At 74.6% G+C, this 22,578-nt stretch carries 21 protein-coding genes; 13 read left to right on the top strand and 8 right to left on the bottom strand.

Features of this window, described 5'->3' with window-relative positions; genetic code table 11:
• The first annotated feature begins 99 nt into the window (after nt 1-99).
• On the top strand, nt 100-747 hold the full coding sequence (locus QEZ54_RS30100; protein ID WP_281308123.1) for a DUF998 domain-containing protein: 648 nt from the start codon (nt 100-102) through the stop codon (nt 745-747).
• Between the two features lie 212 nt (nt 748-959).
• The gene (locus QEZ54_RS30095) at nt 960-2,453 is read left to right on the top strand and encodes a hypothetical protein (protein WP_281308122.1); all 1,494 of its coding nucleotides are present in this window, start codon (nt 960-962) and stop codon (nt 2,451-2,453) included.
• A 58-nt stretch (nt 2,454-2,511) separates the two neighbouring features.
• Here QEZ54_RS30095 and QEZ54_RS30090 read toward each other — a convergent pair whose 3' ends face one another.
• Both QEZ54_RS30090 and QEZ54_RS30085 read right to left on the bottom strand, forming a co-directional pair.
• Nucleotides 2,512-3,354, bottom strand: coding sequence for an exodeoxyribonuclease III (locus QEZ54_RS30090; RefSeq protein WP_281308121.1), 843 nt, complete (start codon nt 3,352-3,354; stop codon nt 2,512-2,514).
• Nucleotides 3,355-3,389: 35 nt separating this feature from the next.
• Entirely contained in the window at nt 3,390-4,352 is a 963-nt protein-coding gene (locus QEZ54_RS30085; RefSeq protein ID WP_281308120.1) for a WYL domain-containing protein, read from the bottom strand.
• A 71-nt stretch (nt 4,353-4,423) separates the two neighbouring features.
• On the opposite strand from QEZ54_RS30085, the gene QEZ54_RS30080 reads away from it, so the two are divergent.
• Both QEZ54_RS30080 and QEZ54_RS30075 read left to right on the top strand, forming a co-directional pair.
• Entirely contained in the window at nt 4,424-5,224 is an 801-nt protein-coding gene (locus tag QEZ54_RS30080) for a DinB family protein (RefSeq protein WP_281308119.1), read from the top strand.
• A gap of 2 nt (nt 5,225-5,226) precedes the next feature.
• Complete coding sequence (locus QEZ54_RS30075) at nt 5,227-5,913, top strand: alpha/beta hydrolase (RefSeq protein WP_281308118.1); 687 nt, start codon at nt 5,227-5,229, stop codon at nt 5,911-5,913.
• A gap of 48 nt (nt 5,914-5,961) precedes the next feature.
• On the opposite strand, the gene QEZ54_RS30070 is transcribed toward QEZ54_RS30075, so the two are convergent.
• The 4 genes from QEZ54_RS30070 to QEZ54_RS30055 form a co-directional block, all read right to left on the bottom strand.
• Entirely contained in the window at nt 5,962-6,756 is a 795-nt protein-coding gene (locus QEZ54_RS30070) for an SDR family oxidoreductase (RefSeq protein WP_281308117.1), read from the bottom strand.
• A gap of 108 nt (nt 6,757-6,864) precedes the next feature.
• Nucleotides 6,865-8,202 (bottom strand): MFS transporter, encoded by a 1,338-nt coding sequence (locus tag QEZ54_RS30065; RefSeq protein ID WP_281308116.1) that lies wholly within the window; start codon nt 8,200-8,202, stop codon nt 6,865-6,867.
• A complete protein-coding gene (gene lanKC, locus QEZ54_RS30060; protein ID WP_281308115.1) occupies nt 8,199-10,814 on the bottom strand; it encodes a class III lanthionine synthetase LanKC in 2,616 nt (871 codons plus the stop codon). The genes QEZ54_RS30065 and lanKC overlap by 4 nt, the downstream gene beginning before the upstream one ends.
• Before the next feature lie 95 nt (nt 10,815-10,909).
• Nucleotides 10,910-11,053: a hypothetical protein gene (locus tag QEZ54_RS30055; protein ID WP_281308114.1), complete on the bottom strand. Its 144-nt coding sequence runs from the start codon at nt 11,051-11,053 to the stop codon at nt 10,910-10,912.
• 262 nt (nt 11,054-11,315) lie between these two features.
• Here QEZ54_RS30055 and QEZ54_RS30050 point away from each other — a divergent pair, with 262 nt between their 5' ends.
• From QEZ54_RS30050 to QEZ54_RS30010, 9 genes are read left to right on the top strand one after another with little or no spacing between them, the layout of a single operon-like run.
• A complete protein-coding gene (locus QEZ54_RS30050) occupies nt 11,316-12,161 on the top strand; it encodes a S8 family serine peptidase (protein WP_281308113.1) in 846 nt (281 codons plus the stop codon).
• Nucleotides 12,161-12,739, top strand: coding sequence for a GAF domain-containing protein (locus tag QEZ54_RS30045; protein WP_281308112.1), 579 nt, complete (start codon nt 12,161-12,163; stop codon nt 12,737-12,739). The genes QEZ54_RS30050 and QEZ54_RS30045 overlap by 1 nt, the downstream gene beginning before the upstream one ends.
• 13 nt (nt 12,740-12,752) lie before the next feature.
• Nucleotides 12,753-13,565, top strand: a complete 813-nt coding sequence (locus tag QEZ54_RS30040) for a S8 family serine peptidase (RefSeq protein WP_281308111.1) — start codon at nt 12,753-12,755, stop codon at nt 13,563-13,565.
• Nucleotides 13,562-14,146: a GAF domain-containing protein gene (locus QEZ54_RS30035; protein WP_281308110.1), complete on the top strand. Its 585-nt coding sequence runs from the start codon at nt 13,562-13,564 to the stop codon at nt 14,144-14,146. The genes QEZ54_RS30040 and QEZ54_RS30035 overlap by 4 nt, the downstream gene beginning before the upstream one ends.
• A 2-nt stretch (nt 14,147-14,148) precedes the next feature.
• On the top strand, nt 14,149-15,156 hold the full coding sequence (locus tag QEZ54_RS30030; protein WP_281308109.1) for a radical SAM protein: 1,008 nt from the start codon (nt 14,149-14,151) through the stop codon (nt 15,154-15,156).
• Complete coding sequence (locus QEZ54_RS30025; protein WP_281308108.1) at nt 15,153-16,112, top strand: radical SAM protein; 960 nt, start codon at nt 15,153-15,155, stop codon at nt 16,110-16,112. Before QEZ54_RS30030 ends, QEZ54_RS30025 begins: the two co-directional genes overlap by 4 nt.
• Nucleotides 16,112-16,759, top strand: coding sequence for an iron-containing redox enzyme family protein (locus QEZ54_RS30020; RefSeq protein ID WP_281308107.1), 648 nt, complete (start codon nt 16,112-16,114; stop codon nt 16,757-16,759). The genes QEZ54_RS30025 and QEZ54_RS30020 overlap by 1 nt, the downstream gene beginning before the upstream one ends.
• Nucleotides 16,760-16,775: 16 nt before the next feature.
• Entirely contained in the window at nt 16,776-16,961 is a 186-nt protein-coding gene (locus QEZ54_RS30015) for an aroma-sacti cluster domain-containing protein (RefSeq protein WP_281308106.1), read from the top strand.
• Nucleotides 16,958-19,765, top strand: coding sequence for an adenylate/guanylate cyclase domain-containing protein (locus QEZ54_RS30010; RefSeq protein ID WP_281308105.1), 2,808 nt, complete (start codon nt 16,958-16,960; stop codon nt 19,763-19,765). Before QEZ54_RS30015 ends, QEZ54_RS30010 begins: the two co-directional genes overlap by 4 nt.
• Here the strand turns inward: QEZ54_RS30010 and QEZ54_RS30005 are convergent.
• Nucleotides 19,752-20,480, bottom strand: a complete 729-nt coding sequence (locus QEZ54_RS30005) for a hypothetical protein (protein WP_281308104.1) — start codon at nt 20,478-20,480, stop codon at nt 19,752-19,754. The genes QEZ54_RS30010 and QEZ54_RS30005 overlap by 14 nt on opposite strands.
• 47 nt (nt 20,481-20,527) lie before the next feature.
• Nucleotides 20,528-22,330, bottom strand: coding sequence for a BTAD domain-containing putative transcriptional regulator (locus tag QEZ54_RS30000; protein ID WP_281308103.1), 1,803 nt, complete (start codon nt 22,328-22,330; stop codon nt 20,528-20,530).
• Between the last annotated feature and the right edge of the window lie 248 nt (nt 22,331-22,578).

Genomic DNA, 22,578 nt, shown 5'->3' with positions numbered 1-22,578 from the left:
TACGTCGATCCGGCGATGTGACAGGGAACGAGCTTATTCCCTGTCACATCGCCGGATCGACGTGGAGGCGTAACCGACCTCGAAACACAGGAGCCCGGCATGACCGCCACCGCCACCACGTCCATCACCTCCCCCGCCGTCTCCACCCGTGTGCTGCTGGGCTGCGCGGCCGTGGCCGCCCCGCTGTGGGCGGCCGTCAGCCTCGGCCAGGCGGCCGCCCGCGACGGCTTCGACCTGACCCGGCACCCGCTCAGCATGCTGAGCAACGGCTCGCTCGGCTGGCTGCAGATCGCGAACTTCATCGTCGGCGGGCTGCTCACCGTCATCGGCGCGGCCGGTCTCCGCCTGGTGCTGACCAGCAGGTGGGCGCCTCGCCTGATCGCCCTCAACGGGCTCGGCATGATCGCCGCGGGGGTGTTCGTCATGGACGCCGCCGACGGCTTCCCCGCCGGTACGCCGAGCGGGATGCCGGCCGCGCTCAGCTGGCACAGCTACGCCCACTTCGGCTCGGGCACGATCGCCTTCGCCGCCCTGATCGCCGCGTGCTACGTGCTCGGACGCGGCTACCGCCGGGCCGGTGACCGCGGCGGCGCGGTGGCGTCGTACGCCGCCGGCACGGCCGCGCTGGTGGGCAACCTGTGGGCCGTGAGCGGCGGCAGGGCGGGGTCGCTCGCCCTGGCCGTCGGCGTCATCGCGGCGATGCTCTGGATCTCCGTCGTGGCCGCTCGGCTGCTGTCGACCCGCTAGCCTGCGAGACCCGACCCCGACCCGAGCCCGGCCCGCCCACGCGCGGAGCCGGGCCGGTCCGCGTCGACCTGGCCGCGGACCGTGCGCAGGGGCGCTCGCCGGCATACCGACCCGCGTGCTCAAATATGCCCATCTACCGGACACTCTGTACCTGAACCGTTACCGTACGTACAGAATGTCCATTTTGTTCGTGCTCAACCTGTGAGGCGCACATGCTCCTGTCTCGGCTCAGTCCGGTGGTGCTCGCCGGCGTGCTGCTGACCAACGGCTGCACCGCGCTGGCCCTCGACTCCAGCGCCCGACCCGATGCCCGCACGGTCATGCCCGGCGAACCGACCACCGTCGTGGCCGCCGCCGCAGGCGCCGAGCTGGCGTTGCAGACCAGCCGCTCGCTGTTCCGCTCCGCCCCCGCCGTCGTCCTCGTCGCCGAGCAGGACACCGCCAGCATGGCGCAGGCGAGCGCGGCGGCGGTCAAACTCGGCGTACCCGTGCTGCTCACCGCCGCCGGAGACGGGGCGTCGGCCGCCCTGCGCACCGAACTGGACCGGCTCGCGCCCGAGACCCTGCTCCCCGTCGGCGCGGCGGCGAGCAGCTGGGCGCGCGAGCACGCGGTCAAGGACGAGTCGGTGGAGCCGCTGAACGAGGCGAAGCTCCCCAGGGTCCCGGGCGCGGCCAAACTCGACCAGCTGGTCGTGCTGACCCTGAACCAGGCCGACGCGGCGGCGGCGACCGCCACCGCGAAGGCGAGCGGCGCCCGCGTCCTCGAACTGAAGGAGGCCGACCCGCGCGCCGACGACGACGCGATCAAGGCGCTGACGGGCCAGGTACCCGCGCACGTGCTCGCGCTGGGCAGCGCCTTCGGCTCGGCCGAGCGGGTCCGCTACCAGGTCGAGACGGCCGCCACCGGCACCCTGCTGCCCGGCGGCCGCCAGGTGCTGTTCCCGCACCGCCGCCTGGTCGCGCTGTACGGCCACCCCGGCGACGCGGGCCTCGGCTCGCTCGGCGAGCAGGGGGTCGACAAGGCCGTCGAACGCGCGAAGAAGGTCGCCGCCAGTTACCGCGCCGTCGACGACGGCGACACGGTCGTGCCCGCCTTCGAGATCATCGCGACGGTGGCCTCGGCCGATCCGGGACCCGACGGCGACTACTCCAACGAGTCCACGGTCGACCAGCTGCGCCCCTGGGTCGACGCAGCCGGCGCCGCGGGCATCTACGTCGTGCTCGACCTGCAGCCCGGCCGCACCGACTTCCTCACCCAGGCCAAGCTGTACGAGGAGCTGCTGCGGCAGCCGCACGTCGGGCTGGCGCTCGACCCGGAGTGGCGGCTGTCGGCCCACCAGGTCCACATGGTGCAGATCGGCTCGGTCGCCGCGAACGAGATCAACGAGACGGCCGCCTGGCTGGCCGATCTGACCCGGGCGAACCACCTGCCGCAGAAGGTGCTGATGCTGCACCAGTTCCTGACCGAGATGATCAGCAGCCGCGACGACCTCGACACCAGCCGCGACGAGCTGAGCTTCGTCATCCACGCCGACGGCTTCGGCACGGCGGGCGAGAAGATGGCGACCTGGCAGCGGGTACGCGACGAGGCTCCGTCGCGCGTCTGGTGGGGCTGGAAGAACTTCTACGACGAGGACAAGCCGACCTTCTCGCCCCGGCAGACCGTCGAGGTCGACCCGTCACCGGTGTTCGTGTCGTACCAGTAGGCAGTGCTGTCCGCCGCCGCAGGCCCCGCGCCTGCGGCGGCTTTCGCGTTCCGCACCCTCAGCGGGACCGGCGCGACGCCGGGGCCGAAGGCGGGGGCACGACCGGACCGATGTCGCCGTCGGGGGCCTCGTCCAGGTCCACGACGACCGGGGCGTGGTCGCTGGGGCCGGTGCCCTTGCGCGCCTGCCGGTCCACCCAGGCCGCCCGCACCCGCGCCGCCACCGGCGTCGAGGCCAGCATCAGGTCGATGCGCATGCCGAGGTCCTGGTGGAACATCCCGGCCCGGTAGTCCCAGTACGTGAAGACCCGCTGGTCCGGCCAGTGGTCGCGGACCACGTCGTGCAGCCCGGCCGCCTGCAGGTCGGCCAGTGCCGCCCGCTCCGGGGCCGTCACGTGGGTGCTGCCGACGAACGCGGCCGGATCGAACACGTCCGCGTCGGCCGGAGCGATGTTCACGTCCCCGCACACCATCACCGCCGCCGGCCCTGCCGCGACGACCGCGCGCAGCGCCGCCAGCCAGGTCAGCTTGTAGCGGTAGTGGTCGGAGTCGGGCTCGCGGCCGTTCGGGACGTACACCGAGTGCACCCGCACTCCCCCGCAGGTCGCCGCCACCGCCCGCGCCTCGGGGTGCGGGAACCCCGGGCCGTCGGGCAGCCCGGTCACGACGTCGTCGAGGCCCACCCGGGACAGGATCGCCACCCCGTTCCACCGGCTCTCCCCGTGCGCGGCGAACGCGTAGCCGCGGGCGGCGAGCTCGTCGCCGAGCAGGTCGGCGAAGGCGCCGTCGGCGAGCTTGGTCTCCTGCAGGCAGACCACGTCGGGCTTGCGCTGGTCCAGCCAGGGCAGCAGGCGCGGCAGCCGCTGCTTGACCGAGTTCACGTTCCACGTCGTCACCCGCATGCTGGCCACCGTATCCCGCCGAAGATCCGCTGTCGCTAAGCAAGGCCGCTGACGGCGGCGGTGAAGCGGGCGGCGACCTCGGCGACGGCGGCGCGCAGCTGCGGTCCGTCCTCGACCCGGAACGGGAACGGCACGGTGGCCAGCCACTCCTGCGCGTACATCTCAGGATTGTTCGTGCTGCCGATCAGGACGCAGCCGGTCGCGGTCGGTTCCAGGCGCCCCATCGGCGGCCGGATCCACGGCGCCACCTCCGCCAGGGGCGCGTCGAACGCCACCCGGGTCGGGTACGGCCAGCCGATGCCGAGCTTCTCCTCCACGGTCGCCACCGGGTCCAGGTCCTCGGGCGGCACGAAGTCGTGCCCGGTCTGCCGGACGGCCCGGACCCGGTCGACCCGGTACGTGCGGACGGCGTCGGACCGGTGCGAGTGGCACAGCAGGTACCAGCGGCCGTGCCGCACCACCACCGCCCACGGGTCGACCTCGGACTCCGATTCCCGGCCGGCCTGGCTGCGGTAGGTGATACGCACCCGGCGCCGGGCCGCGCCGGCGGCGACCAGGGCGCTGGTGACGGCGGCGTCGGGCTGGGCCGAGCCCCGGTCCGGCGCGGCGGCGGCGTGCTCGCGCAGCACGGCGGCCTGCCGCCCGACGCCCTCGGGCAGCGCCTGGATGACCTTGGCCAGCGCGGTGCCGACGAGGTCGTCGGCACCGGTGGCGGTGGGCTGCCCGTTGAGGACCGCCATCACCAGACCGAGGGCTTCGGCCTGCGAGAACACGATCGGCGGCAGCCGCGTCCCGCGGCGGATCCGGTAGCCGCCGTGCGGTCCGCGGGCCGACTCCACGGGCACCCCGGCCTCGCGCAGGATGCCGACGTAGCGGCGGGCGGCGCGTTCGGTGACCCCGAGCCGCTCGCCGAGTTCCTGGGCCGTGGTGCCGGCGCGGGTCTGCAGGATCTCCATCGCGCGCAGCGCGCGGGCGGTGGGGCTCGGTTCGCTCGACACGCCGAGAAGATTAGGCAGCGTCGGCGCATACCGGAAGCAGATCGTCCGGAATTGGTTCTAGCGTGATCGGCGTGCCTGAGTTTTACGAGCAGGACCTGGCCGGATCGCGCTTCGAACGCGTGAGCCTGCGCGGGTCGTCCTTCGAGAAGGTGTACCTGCAGGGCTCGTCCCTGCGCTCGGTCGACCTGAGCGGGTTGCGGGTCCGCGACGCGGCCCTGTACGGGGTCCGGATGCGCGGAGTCGAGCTGCACGACGTCGACATCTACGGCGAGCTGCGCAACGTGGTGATCAACGGGGTCGACATCGGGCCGCTGGTCGAGGCCGAGCTGGACCGGCGGATGCCGGAGCGGGCGCTGATGCGCCCGGACGACGCCGACGGCTTCCGGCGCGCCTGGCCGGTGCTGGAGCGGCTGTGGGACGGCACCGTGGCGCGGGCCCGGACCTTCCCCGAGGAGCTGCTGCACCAGCCGGTGGGCGACGAGTGGTCGTTCATGCATACGCTGCGGCATCTGAACTTCGCCACCGCGGCCTGGGTCGACCGGATGCTGCTGGGCACCCTGTCGCCCTGGCATCCGCTGGACCTGCCCAACGACGAGGCGCCCGGCTGGGACGGCGTCCCGTGGGACCGCACCGCGCGGCCCACGCTGGACGAGGTGCTCGCGGTCCGCCGCGAACGCCAGGCCACGGTGCGGCGGGTGCTGGCGGCGCTGACCGACGAGCAGCTGGCGGGCACGGTGACGCGGACCGAGCCGGGTTACCCGCAGCACGAGGACTTCCCGGTCCGGGAGTGCCTGCGGATCGTGCTGAACGAGGAGTGGGAGCACCGGCTGTTCGCCGAGCGCGACCTGACCGTACTGGAGAAGGAGAACTGATCATGGATATCGTCCTCGTGGGTGGACTGTGGCTCGACGGGTCCGCGTGGGACCGGGTGGTGCCGGAGCTGGCCGCGCTCGGTCATCGGCCGGTGCCGGTGACGCTGCCGGGCCAGGGTGACGGCGCGGTCGGGGCGACGCTGGCAGACCAGGTGGCGGCGGTGCTGGCCGCCGTGGACGCGGCACCGGAGCCGCCGCTGGTGGTGGGGCACTCCGCGGCCTGCACGCTGGTGTGGCTGGCCGCCGACGCCCGGCCCGACCGGGTGGCCAAGGTGGCGTTCATCGGCGGCATGCCGTCCAGCGACGGCAGGCCGTACGCCGCCTACTTCGAGATCAAGGACGGGGTCATGCCGTTCCCGGGCTGGGGACCGTTCGAGGGCCCGGACTCGGCCGACCTCGACGGGCCGACTCGCGCCGCGATCGGCGCGGCCGCCGTGCCGGTGCCCGAGGGCGTGGCCAACGGCGTGGTGCGGTTGACCGACGAGCGGCGGTTCGACGTACCGGTGGTGTTGGTCTGCCCCGAGTTCTCGCCCGAGCAGGCCCGGGAGTGGATCGCCGCCGGTGAGGTGCCGGAGCTGACCCCGGCCAAGCACGTCGAGTTCGTCGACATCGACTCGGGCCACTGGCCCATGTTCAGCGCCCCCGCCGAGCTGGCCCGGCTGCTGGCCGAGGCGGCCGACGGGAGCTGAACTCCGCCGCGCGACCGCCGCGCTGCGGCGGGCGGTCGCGCGGTGTGGTCAGGGCAGGATGGCGTCGACGTAGCCGCCGTCGACCCGCAGCGCACCTCCGGTGGTGGCCGACGCCTGCTCCGAGCTGAGGTACACCACCATGTCGCCGATCTCGCGCGGTTCGATGAGCCGCTGGAGCAGCGAGTGCGGCCGGTGCTCGCGCATGAACCGGCGCTGTGCCTCGTCCCAGGGCAGCTCGTCCCCCACCAGCTCGGCGACGAAGGTCTCCACCCCGGCCGTGTGCGTCGGCCCGGCGATGACGGAGTTCACGGTGACGCCCGTGCCCGCGGCGGCCTTGGCGAAGCCGCGCGTGACGGCCAGCAGCGCCGTCTTCGTCATCCCGTAGTGGATCATCTCGACCGGTGTCGCCACGGCGGAGTCGCTGGCGATGGCGGTGATCCTGCCCCAGCGGCGCGCCATCATCCCGGGCAGGTACGTGCGGATCAGCCGCACCGCGGACAGGACGTTGACCTCGAAGAAGCGGCTCCACTCGGCGTCGCTGATCTCCAGCGCGGGCCGGACGCCGAAGATGCCGAGGTTGTTGCACAGGATGTCGACGTCCGGGACGGCGGCGGCCATGGCCGCCGCACCCTCGGCGGTGGCCAGATCGGCCGGCACCGCCCTTACCGTCGCGGCGGGCAGCTCCTCGCGCAGGTGCGCGGCCGCGGCCTCGGTCGACTCCGCGGTCCGCCCGTTGACGACGACGGCGGCTCCGGCGCGGGCCAGCTCGGCGGCGATGGCGAACCCGATGCCCTGGGTCGAGCCGGACACCAGGGCGGTTCGTCCGGAAAGGTCTATCTTCACCTGCCCATCATGGCAGGAGAGGCCGCGTTCACCAGGCGGATCACGTGCTGGTGACGAATGCGGGCCCGTCTCGGCGGAGACGGGCCCAGGGCGGACGGCGCCGACCGGTCAGCGTGCCTCGGCGCTCGCCGCGACGGCCGCGCGCGATGCGGGCTCGGCTTCGGGTACGGGTACGGCATCGGCGTCGGCGTCGGCGTCGCGGCGCAGCCGCCGGGCGGCGGCGGAGGCCAGTGGCAGCGACACCGCGACCGCGGCCAGCGCGACGATGTTGACCAGCCAGATCGCCGAGCGGACCCCCAGCTGGTCGCCCAGGGCGCCGCCCGCCAGCGCGCCGATGATGCCCGCCGCGGCGACGAAGACCTGCAGCGTGGCCATCGTGCTGCCGAGCCGGTTGTCGGGCGCGTCCTCGACCAGCACCGGGGTCAGCGCGACGTTGGCGATGGAGCCGAACAGCACCGGCAGGCCGATGCCCAGCCCCGCGAACGCGGCGGCCACCGCCAGCGGGCCGTCGGCCAGCGGCAGCAGCAGCCCGGCGGCCAGGCTCGCCGTGAACCCGACCAGCGTGATCTGCCGGGGGTCGCGGCCGGGGCGCACGACCCGGCCGGCCAGCGCCGAGCCGGCCAGTCCCATCAGGCCGGACAGGGCGAAGATCGCACCGTACGCCTCGGTGGGGATGTGCGCCTCGCGGAGCAGGAACGGCGCGGTCAGGGCGGTGACGGCGGCACCGGCGACCACCGGGGCGATGATGAAGACCAGCAGCGCCCGGTGGAAGGCGTGGCCGAGGAAGAACCGGGTGCCCGCCGCCATGCTGCGCAGCAGGCTCTCCCGCTGGTCGGACGGGGTGAGCGGGATCGGGCGGACCGGGCTCATGCTCAGCAGCGCGGCCGCGCTCAGCAGGTAGCTGACCGCGTCGATGCCCAGCGCGGTGGCGCCGCCGAACGCGACGATCGCCGGTCCGGCCAGCAGCCGCCCGATCAGGCCCGCGCCGTACTGGCCGGCCTGCAGCCGGGCCCGGACCGGGCCGATCGCGGCGGTGTCGACGAGCTGGCGCAGGTGGATGAAGTAGACGACGCTCGACAGGATCGACACGCAGCCCTGGACCAGGCTCAGCGCGATCAGGGTGGCGACCGAGGCGACCTGGTTGGCGACGCTGAGCGCGACCAGCGCGACCGCGACGGCGCTGAACGTGTCCAGCGCGATCAGCAGGCGGCGCGGCGCGGCGACCCGGTCGGCCAGCGCCCCGGCGGGCAGGCCCAGCACCAGCGTCGGCAGGATCGACGCCGCGCTGATCAGGCCGACCTGCCCCGGCGTCGCGCCCAGGTAGACGACGGCGACGACCGGCATCGCGATGGCGGTGAAGACCGAGCCGAAGGCCGTCGTGGTCTGCGCCCACCAGTAGCGGTTGATGTCACGCGAGCTGCTCGCGGTCGGGGACTGCCCGCTCATCCCAGCACCGCCAGGGCGCGCTCGGGCCGGGCGGAGCTGTCCGCGGCGAGCGGCTCCACCGCGAACAGGCCGTCCGGTTTCGGGTCCAGGACCTGGCTCAGTCCGAGGAGGACCCCGGCCGAGCCGCTCCACAGCTCGGCACTGATCCTCAGTTGCGGGTCTCCCATGAAGCGCACCCCTGTCTCATGCGGTATGGCGTACTTGAAAAGCCTTCGCGCGGCCCGGACCGCGGCGTCGCCGGACTCCGGGTCGCCGGTCAGGCGGGCATGGTCGGCCAGCGCGAACGCCAGCCCGGCCGCCCCCCGGTACAGGCCCGGCAGCACCGTGTACGGCAGCCGGGCCGTCTCCAGCAGCCTGGGCTGCGCCGCGGCCAGCCGCTCGTCGGCGAGCACGGCCAGGCAGCGGGTGGCGGCGTACAGCATCCCGGCCGAGCCGCAGTACAGGTACGGCATGGCGCGCCGGTCGGTCCGCGAGACGGGGAACAGCAGCCCGGCGGCGGCGTCGGGGTCGCTGGCCCGGTCCAGTTCGGCGTGCAGCAGCCGCACCGCGCGGCGCGCCAGGCCCGGATCCGAGGTGGCCGTGCCCACCTGGAGCAGCGCGAGGGCGATGCCGCAGCGGCCGTGCAGCAGCCCGGTCGGATCGTCGGGCCCCAGCAGCGCGTCGAGCCGCTCCGGCGACGCCAGTCCGGCGGCGAGTTCGGCAGCCCGGCGCAGGTGCCGGTCGTCGGCGGTGTACCGGTGCAGGGCCAGGTGGGCCAGGGCCACTCCGGCGGCTCCCCCGGCCAGGGTGGCGCACTCGGCGGTCAGCGGGTGCCGGTCGGCGGTGCCGAGCAGCGCCGCGGCCTCGTCCGGCAGGCCGCAGTCGGCCAGCACCCGGGCCACGCCGGCCGCGCCGGTGTGCAGGCCGGGTGCGAGTCCCGGAGCCGCGGCCAGCGCGTCGGCGCGGAACCGGTCCAGCAGGGTCTCCGGCAGCGCGACCCCGGCCTGGCGCAGCGCGTGCACGACCCCGGCGGTGCCGTAGGCGACGCAGACCGTGTTGCTCTGGAAGCCCTCGGGCACCGTGGGGAAGATCCGTCGCGGGTTGCCCAGGTCGCCCATGGTGAGGATCGCGTCGGCGGTCCGGTCGCGCAGGTCGGCCAGGTGGCGCAGCGGGACCTGCGCCACCTGGCCGGGTCCGGGCAGCCGGGGCGCCGGGTTCGCGGGGTGGTACCGCACCGCCCGCGACCACAGCGACGGCGGGATCGGGGCGAGCTCGGTCAGCTCGTGGTGCAGGTGCGTGAGCGCGTCCGGGTTGAGCTGCACGACCTGGTGCAGCGGCGCCACCAGCAGCTGCGCCAGACCGGCCAGGCCGTACCCGTCGAAGACGGTCAGGTCGTCGCCGATGAGCCGGTCCGGCGGGGTGTAGCCCGGGGTCCCGGCCTTGCGGAAGGGGTCGCCGAGGCGGTGCGCCTCGCCGAAGTCGACCAGCCGGACCGAGTCGTCCGCGCCGATCAGGATGTTGCCGGGGCTGACGTCGACGAAGAGGTACCCGGCCGCGTGCAGCCGGTCGAACGCCTGCTCGATCCGGCCGAGGATCACCTCGCACCGCCGGTAGTAGGCGGCGAAGTCGGCGGCGGTGCTCCCGGCGACCAGCACCGGGTGGTTGACGACGAGCCAGCTCGACAGCGCGACGCCCGCGACCCGCTCCACGACCAGGAACTCGTGCTCCCATTTGCGCAGGTGGGCGATCGGTTCGGGGGCCAGCCCCGGCGCGGCGGCGTGCAGGGCGGTGAGCACCTGCCACTCCTCGCGCAGCTGCTCGGGCGCGGCGGTGCCGTCCTCGCGCAGGCCGATGTGGGCGCGGCCCTCCTTGATGAACACCGGGCGGCCGGTCACCGAGTCGTGCCCGAGGTAGGTGCCGCCGGCGCAGCTGAAGCGCACCGCCGACTCGACGGCGTACGGGCCGATCATGCGGTGGGCCCGGCCGGCGGCGGTCGGGGCGGACGCGACGCCGGCCGGGCGGAACGGGTCGGCCATGCCGTCGGGCAGCTGGAACGAGACGCCGCGCCGGTCCGGGACCGGTCGGCCGCCGCCGTCTCGCACCATCGCCTCGCGGGTGCCGTCGGGCCGCAGCCGCAGCAGCGGCGTGAAGGCGCCGTACCGGTAGTGCACCGTGCGGGAGTCGCCGAAGCGCCGGTCGCTGAGGATGTACGGGCCCGCCTCGTCGGCGAGGTCGTCGCTCAGCCGCCGCATGAGCCGCTCGGCCGCCTCGACGCTCGCGGGGTAGGCCGCGATGAACTTGCCGCCCTGCGGTCGCGGCGCGTACTTGTGATGGGTCCACCAGTGGAACAGCCGGGCCGACAGGTGCTTGAAGGCGACGCCGTGCGCGAAGCACGCCGCGGCGACGACGTCGAGCACGTGTTCGAGCCGGTCGGGCCGGGCCGACACGTGCACCTTCCAGCCCGCATCGACCTCGCCGCGCGGGCCCGGCGGGATCCACATGCGCCAGATCCCCGCCTCGACTCCGCGCCAGCCGCCGGGGACGCCGCCGGGCGTGAGCACTCCTCCGTCGACGACCGCGGTCTCCAGCGGAGCGAAGAACTCCCGGCTGGCCACTGTGTAATCGAGGTTCATCCTGTCTCTCCCAACGCGGGGCCGCTGTCTGCCGGCGAGGTAGCGCCGCTGGGCCCGGTCGCACGAGGCGGACCGGGCCCAGCTGTGCGGTGGTCCTAGACCTGGTCGAGCGAGCAGTACTGGATGCTGAGCGTGCTGATGTGGCCCTGGACCTCGTCGTCGCCCTCGGCACCGGGGGTCTCCTGCAGCGCCGCGACCTCTTCGGGGTTCTCGCCGGGGGTCAGCTCGATGTTCGTCATCGCCTTCTCCTCATCTGCGTTCGGCAGTGCGTCTGCCGGGCAGTGCAGAAGCTAGGCAGCCCCGATCCGGAGACGGTTGGACGCGGGTATGGCCCCGGTATACGCCCAGGTGGACGCCGTGGACGGCGGCGGCCGGGCAGGCATCGGCAGCGGGCTGAGCTGCGGACATACCCGGATCGAACCGTTCTTTGCGCGGCGACCAACCCGGCACCGCCAGTCTCGGGCAGGGCCTGGGAGGACCTGCCCCGGAATGGACTTGGTGATGGACGACGTGCGAGCGGCGGAGCGGCCACGGCTCACGTGGCGGCTCTACGGCCGCAGCTGGGACGAGGTCGCGCTGGCGGCCGACGGGGAGCCGGTGACCGCGGACTGGGCCTGGGGCGGCGCCACCGGCAGCAAGGTGCGGGTGTGTGTCGTGGACTCCGGCGTGGAGGCCGGCCATCCGCTGCTGGGCCAGATCGCGGGCGCGTACGGCGTGGTGTCGCGCGACGGCGGGCTGTCCGTCGAGGAGACCGACGCCGGGGACGCCTGCGGGCACGGCACGGCCTGCGCGGGCATCATCCGCCGCACCGCGCCGGACTGCGAGATCTACAGCGTGCGGGTGCTGGGCGAGCGGGCTACGGGCACCGGCGCGATGATGCTGGCCGGCCTGCGCTGGGCCATCGCGCAGAACTTCGACGTGATCAACCTGAGCCTGTCCACGACCCGGGTCCGGTTCACCGACGAGCTGCGCGCCCTGGCCGACGAGGCGTACTTCCGCCGGACCGTGATCGTGGCCTCGGCGCACAACACGCCGGTGGAGAGCTACCCGTGGCGGTTCTCGTCGGTGGTCTCGGTGGGCAGCCACCACGACGAGGAGCAGCCGGAGTCGTTCCTGTACAACCCGGACCCGCCGGTGGAGTTCTTCGCCCTCGGGCAGAACGTGCTGCTGCCGTGGCTGAACGGCGGCACCATCCGGGCCTCGGGCAACAGCTTCGCCACCCCGTACATGGCCGGGGTGTGCGCCCGGATCCTGTCCAAGCATCCGCGGATGACGACGTTCCAGCTCAAGAACGCGCTCTACCTGTCAGCGGCAAACGTGAACGTAGGTATCGGAGGTCCCTCGTGATGGCAGCACCCGGTGGGCTCGCGGTCGACTCCCTGTCGCGCGAACTCCTGCAGTCGGTGGTCGACGTGGCCCGGGCCATCTTCGGCGCCCAGGCCAGCTCGGTGTTCCTGCTGGACGTCGAGGCGTACGAACTGGTCTTCCACGCCGTGTCCGGGCAGGGCCAGCGGACCCTGCTGGGGCAGCGGTTCCCGGCCGGCAGCGGCATCGCCGGGTGGGTCGTGGCGACCGGTGAGCCGATGCTCGTCGACGACCTCACCCACAGCGCCGCGTTCGACCGCGCCCTGGCCGAGTCGACCGGGTACGTCCCGCAGTCGCTGCTGGCCGCGCCGCTGATCCAGGGCGACCGGGTGTTCGGCGTGCTGGAGGTCCTCGACCCGTCGCCGCGCTCGCGGTCCAACCTGGAGTCGGTGGACCTGCTGGCGCTGTTCGCCCGGCAGGCCGCGGCGGCGCTGCGGATCGTCATCGAGCGCCACCAGCTCGACGGCGTCCGCACCTCCGGCGGCCTGGACCCCGACGACCGGGCCAGCGCCCGGCAGCTGATGTACAGCCTGCAGCGGCTGCTCGACACGTCGGTCTGAGGGGGTCGGCCGTATGCGCACCTTCCGGTTCGCCCACACGTCGCTGGGCGCGACGGCCTCGTCGCGCTCGATCGCGACTCCCCGCACGATCGAGCGCGACTGGGTCTGGGGCGACGCCACCGGGCGCGGGGTCCGGGTGTGCGTCATCGACAGCGGCATCGCCGCCGACCATCCGCTGGTCGGCGGCGGCGTGACGGCGTACGTCGCGGAGGAGGCCGACGGGGCCTGGGTGGTACGGCCCGACGACGCCGGTGACGTGGCCGGGCACGGCACGGCCTGCGCCGGGGTGATCAGGTCGCTGGCGCCCGAGTGCGAGCTGGTCAGCGTACGGGTGCTGGCGGGCAACCTGCGGGGCAACGGCGACGCGCTGATCACCGCGCTGGAATGGGCGGTGGCGCAGCGGTTCCCGCTGATCAACGTGAGCCTGTCCTCGCGCAAGGAGGGCCTCAAGGAGCGCCTGCACGACCTGGCCGACACCGCGTTCTTCGCCGGGGTCTCGCTGGTGTCCTCGGCGCACAACAGCCCGGTGGTCAGCTACCCGTGGCGGTTCCCGTCGGTGATCTCGGTCGGCTCGCACAGCCGCACCGACCCGGAGTACTTCGAGCTCAACCCGGACCCGCCGGTGGACTTCTTCGCCTGCGGCATCAACGTGAGCGTGGCCTGGCCCGGCGGGTCGGCCAAGGTGGTCTCCGGCAACAGCTTCGCCACCCCGCACATCACCGGCCTGTGCGCGCGCGTCCTGCAGCGCCATCCGGAGTTCCGCACGCCCCAACTGCGGCACGTGCTGGCCGCGGTCGCCGACAACCTGGTCAGGAGCGCACAGTGACCGTCATCACCCACGACGAGATCCTCCGGTCGACCGTACGGCTGGCCCGGCTGTCCTTCAACGCCGCGGCCGCGTCGGTGTTCCTGTACGACCACGAGCGCGACGCGCTGGTCTTCGAGGCCTCCTCCGGCCAGGGCGAGGACATGCTGATCGGGATGGCGATCCCGTCGGACCGGGGCATCGCCGGCTGGGTCGCCAACACCGGCGAACCGCTGGTCATCCGGGGCGTACGCGACGACGAGCGGTTCGACCGCGCGTTCGCCGCCGAGACCGGCCTCGTCCCCGACACGATCATGGCCGCGCCGATCGAGCACAACGGCGACGTGCTCGGCGTGCTGGAGGTGCTCGACCCGGCCCTGGACGCCTTCGGCGACCTGGTCGCGATCGACCTGCTGACCGAGCTGGCCAACCAGAGCTGCGCGGCGCTGTGCCTGCTGCTGGCCGACCGCCGGGCCCGGGCCCGGCAGGCCGACGCGACCGGGGCGATGGCCGCCCTGGGTTCGCTGCTCGAAGGCGCCGACGCCCGGCGCGAGGTCGCGGTCAACGAGCTGATCACCGCGCTGGCGAAGCTGGTGCGGTAGCCATGCACCTGGCGGATGTGATCAGGCTGCGGACCGTGCCGCAGGCCGGGCTGCTGATGGCGCTGACCCAGCGGTGTCCCCTGTCGTGCGCGCACTGCTCCACCGACTCCTCCCCCACCGCCCCGCAGCACAGCGCCGACCCGCTGCGCCGCCTGGTGTCGACGTTCACCGCCGCGGCCCACCCGGAACTGATCTTCATGTCCGGCGGCGAGCCGCTGCTGCGGCCGGACCTGGTGGCTGAGCTGGCCACCGCGGCCCGCGCCGCCGGGACCCGGTCGGCGCTGCTGTCCGGGATGTTCTTCGCCCGCCGGTCGATGCCCGCGGCCATCCGGCGGGCGGTGTCCACCCTGGACCACTTCTCCGCCAGCCTCGACGTGTTCCACGAGCGGGAGGTCGCCCGGTCCGACGCGCTGCGGGCGCTGGCCGCGGTGCTGGACCTGGTGCCCGCGGTGAGCCTGCACGTCACCAGCTCCGACGAGGAGTACCTGGCCGAGGTCCTGGCCCAGGTGCGGCGGCGGTTCGGCGACCGGGTCCCGGTGCTGGTCGCCCGGGTGCGGCCGACCGGGCGGGCCACCTCGTTCGTCGCCGACCCGACCGAGGTGGTCGACCCGGGCCCGTGCGAGTTCGCCAACTGGCCCCTGGTCGACTACGACGGCACCGTCTACGCGTGCAGCAGGCAGAGCCTGGTCCGGCGGCACCGGCCGGGGCACCTCGTGCTCGGGCACGCGGCCCGCGACTCCTGGGCCGCGCTCAGCGCGGCGGCCCAGGCCCAGCCGGTGCTGCGGTCGGTCCGGGCGCTGGGCGCGCTGGAGACCGCCCGGCGCTCGGGTGCGCCGGCGTGTGACGGGGTCTGCCAGACCTGCGTCGCCCTGCCCGCCGACGCCGCCGTTCCGGAGCGGGTGGCGGACCTGTCCCGGCAGCTGGTCGGCGGGCTGCGGCCGCAGCAGCTGGCCCGCCGCTGGGGTGCCGGGGAGCACTCCGGCCTGGTCGAGCTGGGCTGGGTGCGATGAGCGGGCTGACCATGGCCGAGGCGGAGCGGCTGCGCCGCGTACCGGGGGCGAGCCTGGCGTTCTTCCTCACCGACCGGTGCCCGGTCGGGTGCGGGCACTGCTCCGTGTCAGCCCGGGTCGACGGCCCGACCATCCGCGACTGGGAGCTGTTCGGCGAGGTCGTGGCCGGGGTGGCGGGCCTGCCGGAACTGCGGGTGGTGGCGGTGACCGGGGGTGATCCGTTCGTGGAGCGGCGCGGGCTCATCCACGCGGTCGGCGCCTTCGCCGCCGCGGGCAAGGCGGTGGTGCTGTTCACCAGCGGATACTGGGCCCGCCCGCCTGTTCCGGGGTGGATCCGGCAGGTGCTGGAGCTGACCTCGACGGTGTACCTGAGCACCGACTCGTACCACGCCGCCGCTGCGGCGGGGGTCGGGCCGCAGCGGCTGCGGGCCGCCGCCGAGACGGTGCTGGACGCGGGCTGCCACCTGGTGCTCCAGGTGCTCGACGAGCCCGGTGCGATCGAGGCGGCGCGGGAGCTGTGCCCCACCGCCGACCTCAGCGTGATCGCCCCGCTGCCGGCGGGGCGCGGGTCCGGCCTGTTCGCACCCGCCCCGGCGCGGCCGCTGCGCGACTTCGGCCGCTGCGGCCTGCTCAACTCGCCGACGGTCCGCTACGACGGCCGGGTCAGCGCCTGCTGCAACGAGGCGGTCATCACCGGTGCGGGCCCGGCCGGGCTGCGGCGGCAGGTCCGCACGGCCGCCGACCTGGCGCCGGCGCTGGCCGGGTTCCGGGCCGACCCGGCGCTGACGCTGGTCGGCCGCCACGGCCCGGCCGCGCTGAGCCTCCTCGTCGACGGGCCGGTGCGCACGATCTGCCAGGCCTGCTGGGCCGGGGTCGACCGGGTCGCCACCGACCCGGCCGCGCTGGCCGCGGCGACCGTCCTGGCCGGAGTCGGCGCGCCGGACGGTGCGCGGTGATGCTCCGGGAGACGGTGGCGCTGGCCACGCCGATGCTGCGGCAGGCGGCCGGGCGGCTGTGGGGCCCGCGCCTGGACGCCGACGGCTACCGCGCCTGGCTGCACGTGTGCCACGACCTGGTTCGGGCGACGGCCCCGCTGCTGACCGAGGCACTGGCCGAGTCGGTACGCCGGGACGACGGCCTGCTCGTGGACTACTTCACCGAGCAGCTGGCCGAGGAGTTCGGCCACGACCGCTGGGTGGAGCAGGACCTCGCCGCGGCCGGAGTCGACCCGCGCTCGCTGGCCGACCGGGTGCCCGCGCCGTCCGCCGCCCGCCTCGCCGGAACCCAGTACTACTGGATCCGCCACGCCCACCCGGTGGCGCTGCTGGGCCACATCGCGGTGCTGGAGTGGCTGCCGCCGCGCGCCGACCTGGCCGGTGACCTGGCGGCGCGGACCGGCCTGCCCGCCGCCGCGTTCGGCACCCTGGCCCGGCACGCCGAGCTGGACCTCTCGCACGGCCGCCGCCTCGACGAGCTGCTGGCGGCGCTGCCGGCCGCCGGGCGGCACCGCCGACTGCTCGCGATAAGTGCCCTGACCACGGCCTACGGCCTCGTGGAACTGATGACCGACCTGGTCGCGCGCACCCCCGCGACGCGACCGTGAGAAGGAGGACGACGCCATGAGCCAATCCCGCCTGGACCGGCTGGGGTTCGACACGCAGTACGCCAGCGACGAGCAGCTCGCCGTGGTCGACTCGCTCAGCGACGCGGAGATCGAGCTGCTGGTGAAGATCAAGCGCAAACTGGACGACGCGGCCGGGGACGTCGAGGGCCACAGCCTCGACGCCGGTGGAGTGGTCTGGTGACCAGCACCTGCGGTCAGTGCCTGACCGCCAACCCCGCCGCGGCCCGGTTCTGCATGGGCTGCGGCGGGGGCCTGGCGCAGGCTGCCGCCAAGGCGCCGGGGCTGCGCTTCGTCACGGTCGCGTTCTGCGACATCGCCGGGTCGACCCAGCTGGCGCTGCGGTTCGATCCGCAGGTGTGGCACGGCATCCTGGAGACGTACTTCACCGGGGTCGGCGGGGCGCTGGTGGCGGCGGGCGGGCGGCTGGAGAAGTTCATCGGCGACGCGGTGGTCGGCGTGTTCGGCGCCGACGCGGCCGGGGAGGACGACGCCGTACACGCCGTCCAGGGCGCCCTCGACGCGCTGGCGCAGCTGGAGCTGCGCAACCAGGACACCATCGGCCGGCACGGGATCCGGCTGTCGATCCGGTTCGGCATCGCCTCGGGCCGGGTGGTGCTGGCCGACCGGGACTCCTCGTTCGCGATCGGGTCGGTGATGAACCGGGCGGCCCGGCTCCAGTCGGCCGCGCCCGCCGACGGCACCGTGGTCGACGTGCGGACCTGGCTGCTGGTACGCGACCGGCTCGCCTGCCTGCCGGTGCCGCCGGTGCCCGCCAAGGGCTTCGACAAACCCCTGCAGGCGTGGTCGGTGACCCGCGACGGCACGCCCGGTTCGGCGGAGCCGGTCTTCGTCAACCAGACCGACGTCCTGTCCCGGCTCACCACCGCCCTCGACCGCGCCGCCGCGCAGCCGACGACCAGCACCATCCCGCTGGTCGGCGAGCTGGGCAGCGGCAAGACCAGGATCCTGCGGCGGCTCGCGGCACACGCGGCCGACCGCGGTATGCGTACGGTCTCCGTGGCCTGCCGGGGCAACGACGAGGGCCTGTGGCGCCTCCAGCAGCTCGACCGGGAGCTCGGCGGGCGGAGCCAGGGCGGCGGGACCCCGTCGACGGCCGAACTGCAGTGGCGCGTGCGGGCGCGGCTGCTCGACCTGTCCCGGCAGGGCCCGCTGGTGGTCCTGGTCGACGACTTCCACCGCTGCCCCGACGTGCTGCGGCCGCTGTTCGAGCCGGTGCCGGACCCGCCCGGTCCGATCGTGTTCGTGCTGGCCGACCGGGAGCCGCCGGTGGCGGCGGTCCCGGCGATCGCGGTGCCGCCGCTGTCCGCAGCCCACTCGCGGGACCTGCTCGCGGCCCTGGGCCGGGAGCTGCCGCCGTCGGCGGCCGGGCCGCACCCGCTGCTCGAACGCAGCCGGGGCAATCCGCTGCTGCTGGAGCAGCTGTCGGCGCTGGCCGCGGACGGCATCGACGACGACGTCGCCCCGTCGGCCGAGGCCGCGCTCGGTTCCCGGATCGAGCGGCTGGCCGAACCGACCCGGCAGGTGCTGGCCTGCCTCGGCGCCTGGGGCACCGAGCTGCGGCCCGGCGACCTCGACGCAGCCTGCGAGATCGACGAGTCCGGGCTGGCCGCCGCCCTGGGCGAGCTGCAGAGCCTGGGCCTGGCGGCCAACCGCACCGCCGCCGAGGTCGCGTACGCCCATCTCGGCCTGCGCGACCGGGCCCGGCTGCACGCCGCGATCGCCACCCGGCTGCGGGAGTACGCCCGGACCGAGCCCGCCCTGCTGGAGCTGGCCGCCTCGCACGCCGGCCGGGCGCAGCGGCACTGGCGCGAGTTCGATCCGGGCTCTGTTCAGGACGGGCAGGCCACCCGGCTGGCCGCCGAGTGCCTGGTCGCCGCGGCGCGCCAGGCCGTCGGGCGCTCCGAGGTGCGCGCGGCGGCCGAGTCGGCGGCCCGCGCACGTGAGCTGGGCGTGCCCGACGACGACCTGACGCTGGAGATCGCGGCGCTGGAGAGCTACGCCCTCGGCGCGAGCGGGCAGGTGCCGGAGGCGCTGGAGCGGATCGCCCGGGTACGGTCGCTGCCGGGCAATCCGTCGGCCCGCCTGCACCTGGCCATCAACCAGATCACCTTCGGCACCGGCGACCTGGACCAGGCCCGGGAACTGGCCGGGCAGACCGACGACCCGGGCGCACGGGCCCGGCTGGACACCCTGGAGGGCCAGCTGGCCGCCCGGCGCGGCGACTACCCCACGGCCGAGGCGTTCCTGCGCTCGGCCCACGACGGCATGCGCGCGTTCGGCGGCGGCCTGGGCCTCGCCGAGGTCTACGGCAACCTTTCGCTGTTCCTGATGTACGCCGACCAGCCGCCCGCCGAGGCCGCCGCCGCCTGCCTGGCGCTGCGGCAGGAGGTCGCCGACGCGCCGATCATGCATGCCGTGGTCGGCTGCGCCGCCGCCGTTCTGCTGCAGCGCGGCGGCGACACCCCGGCCGCCGCGGCGATGCTGGACCGGGCGCACGCGGTCTTCGGCGAGATGGGGCACGTGCAGGGGCAGGCCGGTGCGCACGAGTTCAGCAGCGTCGCGGCCGAGCTGCGTGGGGACCTGGCCGCCGCGACGGCGGCGATCCTGCGCGCCCGGGACGTCTACGCCGCGGCGGGTGCCGCCACCGCGGCGGCCCGCTGCGGGGTGCGCGCCTTCGTCCTCGACCCGGACCGGCCCGCCCCGGACCTGTCCGCCCTGGCCGCCGCCGACAGCTGGGACCTGCGGGTGCTGCTGCACCAGCTCGCCGCGCTGCGCGCCGCCGACCGGGCCGAGGCGCTGTCGCGCCTGGACCGGGCGCTGGCGGTGATCGCCGCCATCCGGGGCCGGGGGGCGACGCTGGTGCCGCTGGCCGGGTGCCTGCGCATCGCCGCGAGGCTGGGCGACCAGGCTCGGGTGGCCGAGATCGAGAACCGGATGGGGCGGGTGGCGGTCAGCTCCCGTTGACGTCGTCGACGGCGTACCACCAGGTTTCGCGGTCGTCGTCCAGCACGGCCAGCTCCTCGTCGGTGGGGCGGTAGCCGTCCGGCAGCTCCACCGACAGGGCGCCGCTGCGCAGGGCGATCTCGCGCAGCCGTACCGCCGCCGGGATCTCCCGCAGGTCCTCGGCCGACAGCGTCAGGCGCTCGACGAGCGTGTCGGGGCCCAGCCCGTGCCACATCGCGATCAGGTCGAGGTCGCCGTCGCGCTCGGCCGCGGCGGCCACCTCGGCCACCACGTCGATCAGCGGGGTGCGGGCGGGCTCGGCGGCGTCGCGGCCCCGCAGCCGACCGTCGGCGACCAGGCGCCGCCACAGCGCCGTGCCGGCCTCGCAGTACAGCCAGGGCGGGTCGACGTAGCCGTCCTCCAGCTCACCGCCGTAGCCCTCGAAGTCCTCGGCGTCCGCGTCGAACTCGCGCAGCGGCGTGAAGTCGGCCAGGCCGTCGAGGAACTCGCGGCGCTGCCCGTAGTCCGGGTGCGCCGAGACCGGAAGCCGGTACGTGTGGCCGCGCTTGAGCAGGATGTCCAGCACCCGGCCCTGGGTGTGCGAGCAGTCGTACCCGGCCTGGAACGCGTAGAGCGTGGTGAACCAGCTCCGCAGCCGGTCGTCGTCCTGCGCATGGTGCGCGTCCAGCACCAGGATCGAGTCGCAGACGAGGTCCTCGACGTCGTGCATGGACATGGCGGGCGTCCTCCCGGTCGGTGGCCGACGTGGGCCGCTGACGCATGCTATGCGCCCCACGCGGCGGCGGTACCCGGCGGGCCGCCCGCGCCGGCCAACTCGACGGCGTACCGGTGCAGCAGGTCGGGTAGGGCGAAGACCACCTCATGGGCACTGACCTCGCAGTCGGGCGCGCCGACGATCCCGGCTTCGATGAGCTGTTCGAGGGCGTGGCTGACGGACCGGTCGTCGCGGTCCAGCGCCCGCGCGGCCTGGCCGGGGGTGAACAAGGGCTGGGCCAGCCGCCCCAGCTGGACGAACTGCTGCCGCTGGGCGGCGGACAGGTCGCGCAGGGCGGCCTCCAGCCGCGGCCGCAGGGTCACCGACCCGACCTGGAGTTCGTCGAGCGTACGGTCGGCCTCGGTCAGCCGGTCGGCGAACTCGCGCAGCGGCAGGTGGCGCAGCGCGGCGAGCTTGCCACCGGCGAGCGCGATCGCGAGTGGCAGCAGCCCGGCGGCCCGGACGATCCGCTCCGCCGAGGCCCGGTCGGTCTCGATCCGGTCGACGCCGATGTGCCGGGCGAGCAGATCGTGGGCTTCGGCCGGGTGCAGCGGCTCCAGGAGCAGGCGGTGGGCCTGGGTCAGGCCGGACAGCCGGGCCCGGGAGGTCAGCAGCAGCGCCGACTCCCCCGCCTGCGGGATCAGCGGCCGGACCGCCTCCTCGTCGGCTACGTCGTCGACCACGACCAGCACGCGCCGCCGCGCGAGCCAGGACTGCCAGGCGCTGTGCAGCCGGGCCGTCGACTCGCCCTGGTACAGCACGCCCGCCTCGTGCAGCAGGTCGCGGAGCAGGTCGGCCGGTGGGCGGGGCGCGCCGTCGGCGGCGCGGGCGGCGACGAACAGCCGACCGTCCGGGTACGAGTCGGCGGCGTGGTGCGCGGCCCGGACCGCCAGTGCGGTCTTGCCGATGCCGACCGGTCCGGTGATGATCGCCAGCCGGTCGGTGCGGCCGCGCAGGATCCGCCCCACGGCGTCGAGCTCCTCGGCCCGGCCGCTGAATCCGGTGAGGTCGTGCGGCAGCGAGCACGGGCAGCCCGCCGCTATGGCGGTGGCCGGGGAGTCGGCTTCCAGCAGCAGGCTGTCCCGTAGCCGGGTCAGCGCGGCGCTGGGCGGCAGGCCGAACTCGCGGGCCAGCGCCTGGCGGTAGTCGTCGAAGACCGACAGCGCCTCGGCCTGGCGTCCGGTGTGCTGCAGGGCCGCCATCTGGATCATCCGGAGGCGTTCGCGGAAGGGGTCGGTCCGGATGACCGGCTCGATCTGGTCGAGGACGACGCTCGGGCTGGCGCGCAGGGCCGCCTCGGCCCACGTCTCGAACACGGTGACGTAGCGCCGGGACAGGCGCTGCGCCTCCGCCTCGATCACCGGCACCGCGCTCAGCCCTTCGAAGGCCGCGCCGCGCCACAGGTCCAGGGCCTGGCGCAGGCCGGCGGCGCCGCTGTGCGGTCCGTGCCCGTCGCCGAGGCTGGCGGCCGCGCGCGCGGCTTCCTCGAATGCCAGCGAGTCCAGTTCGGCCGGTGCGACGTCGATGACGTAGCCCTGGTTGCGGTGGGCGATCCGGTCGGGTGCCCCGGCCTGGCTCAGCTGGCGGCGGATGGAACTCACGTACACGTGCAGGTTCTTGCGGGCGGTGCGGGGCGGGCGGTCGCCCCACACGGCCTCGGCCAGGACATCGGTGGGCACGTGCCGGTTCGGGCTGCACAGCAGGGTGGCCAGGACGAGCTGCTGCTTGAACGGGCCCAGTGGCAGGTCGCGGCCCAGGACCTGGATGCGCAGCGGGCCGAGCACCGACAGGCGCAGCGCAGGTGCGGTCACGGCACGGCCCCGTCGCGCGGTCCGGGTAGGTCGGTCATGGCGGGCCTCCGGTTCGGCCGGGGTCGGTGCGGGTCGGCCGGGTCGGCCGACGGCAGTCCGACGGTAGGAAGCGGTGCTCACCGGCTTCTCACCGCGTGCTCACCGCCCGCTGTCGCGACCGCGTCAGCCGAGGGCGTGAATGTGGGGGCCGCGCCCCCATGTGCGCGGGGCGGGCCGGATGGCACATTGGCTGCACCACGGCAGCGGGT

Source organism: Catellatospora sp. KI3 (assembly GCF_029948125.1).
Lineage (GTDB): Bacteria > Actinomycetota > Actinomycetes > Mycobacteriales > Micromonosporaceae > Catellatospora.
Note: the sequence above shows the minus strand (reverse complement) of the source record. Positions and strands in the feature narration are given on the sequence as shown.

Coding starts and splice junctions, on each gene's coding strand:
- QEZ54_RS30090 (WP_281308121.1), bottom strand. CDS start 3,354: ATGCGGGTGACGACGTGGAACGTGAACTCGGTCAAGCAGCGGCTGCCG.
- QEZ54_RS30095 (WP_281308122.1), top strand. CDS start 960: ATGCTCCTGTCTCGGCTCAGTCCGGTGGTGCTCGCCGGCGTGCTGCTG.
- QEZ54_RS30050 (WP_281308113.1), top strand. CDS start 11,316: ATGGACGACGTGCGAGCGGCGGAGCGGCCACGGCTCACGTGGCGGCTC.
- QEZ54_RS30030 (WP_281308109.1), top strand. CDS start 14,149: ATGCACCTGGCGGATGTGATCAGGCTGCGGACCGTGCCGCAGGCCGGG.
- QEZ54_RS30100 (WP_281308123.1), top strand. CDS start 100: ATGACCGCCACCGCCACCACGTCCATCACCTCCCCCGCCGTCTCCACC.
- QEZ54_RS30005 (WP_281308104.1), bottom strand. CDS start 20,480: ATGTCCATGCACGACGTCGAGGACCTCGTCTGCGACTCGATCCTGGTG.
- QEZ54_RS30075 (WP_281308118.1), top strand. CDS start 5,227: ATGGATATCGTCCTCGTGGGTGGACTGTGGCTCGACGGGTCCGCGTGG.
- QEZ54_RS30045 (WP_281308112.1), top strand. CDS start 12,161: ATGGCAGCACCCGGTGGGCTCGCGGTCGACTCCCTGTCGCGCGAACTC.
- QEZ54_RS30040 (WP_281308111.1), top strand. CDS start 12,753: ATGCGCACCTTCCGGTTCGCCCACACGTCGCTGGGCGCGACGGCCTCG.
- QEZ54_RS30020 (WP_281308107.1), top strand. CDS start 16,112: ATGCTCCGGGAGACGGTGGCGCTGGCCACGCCGATGCTGCGGCAGGCG.
- QEZ54_RS30065 (WP_281308116.1), bottom strand. CDS start 8,202: ATGAGCGGGCAGTCCCCGACCGCGAGCAGCTCGCGTGACATCAACCGC.
- QEZ54_RS30055 (WP_281308114.1), bottom strand. CDS start 11,053: ATGACGAACATCGAGCTGACCCCCGGCGAGAACCCCGAAGAGGTCGCG.
- QEZ54_RS30025 (WP_281308108.1), top strand. CDS start 15,153: ATGAGCGGGCTGACCATGGCCGAGGCGGAGCGGCTGCGCCGCGTACCG.
- lanKC (WP_281308115.1), bottom strand. CDS start 10,814: ATGAACCTCGATTACACAGTGGCCAGCCGGGAGTTCTTCGCTCCGCTG.
- QEZ54_RS30015 (WP_281308106.1), top strand. CDS start 16,776: ATGAGCCAATCCCGCCTGGACCGGCTGGGGTTCGACACGCAGTACGCC.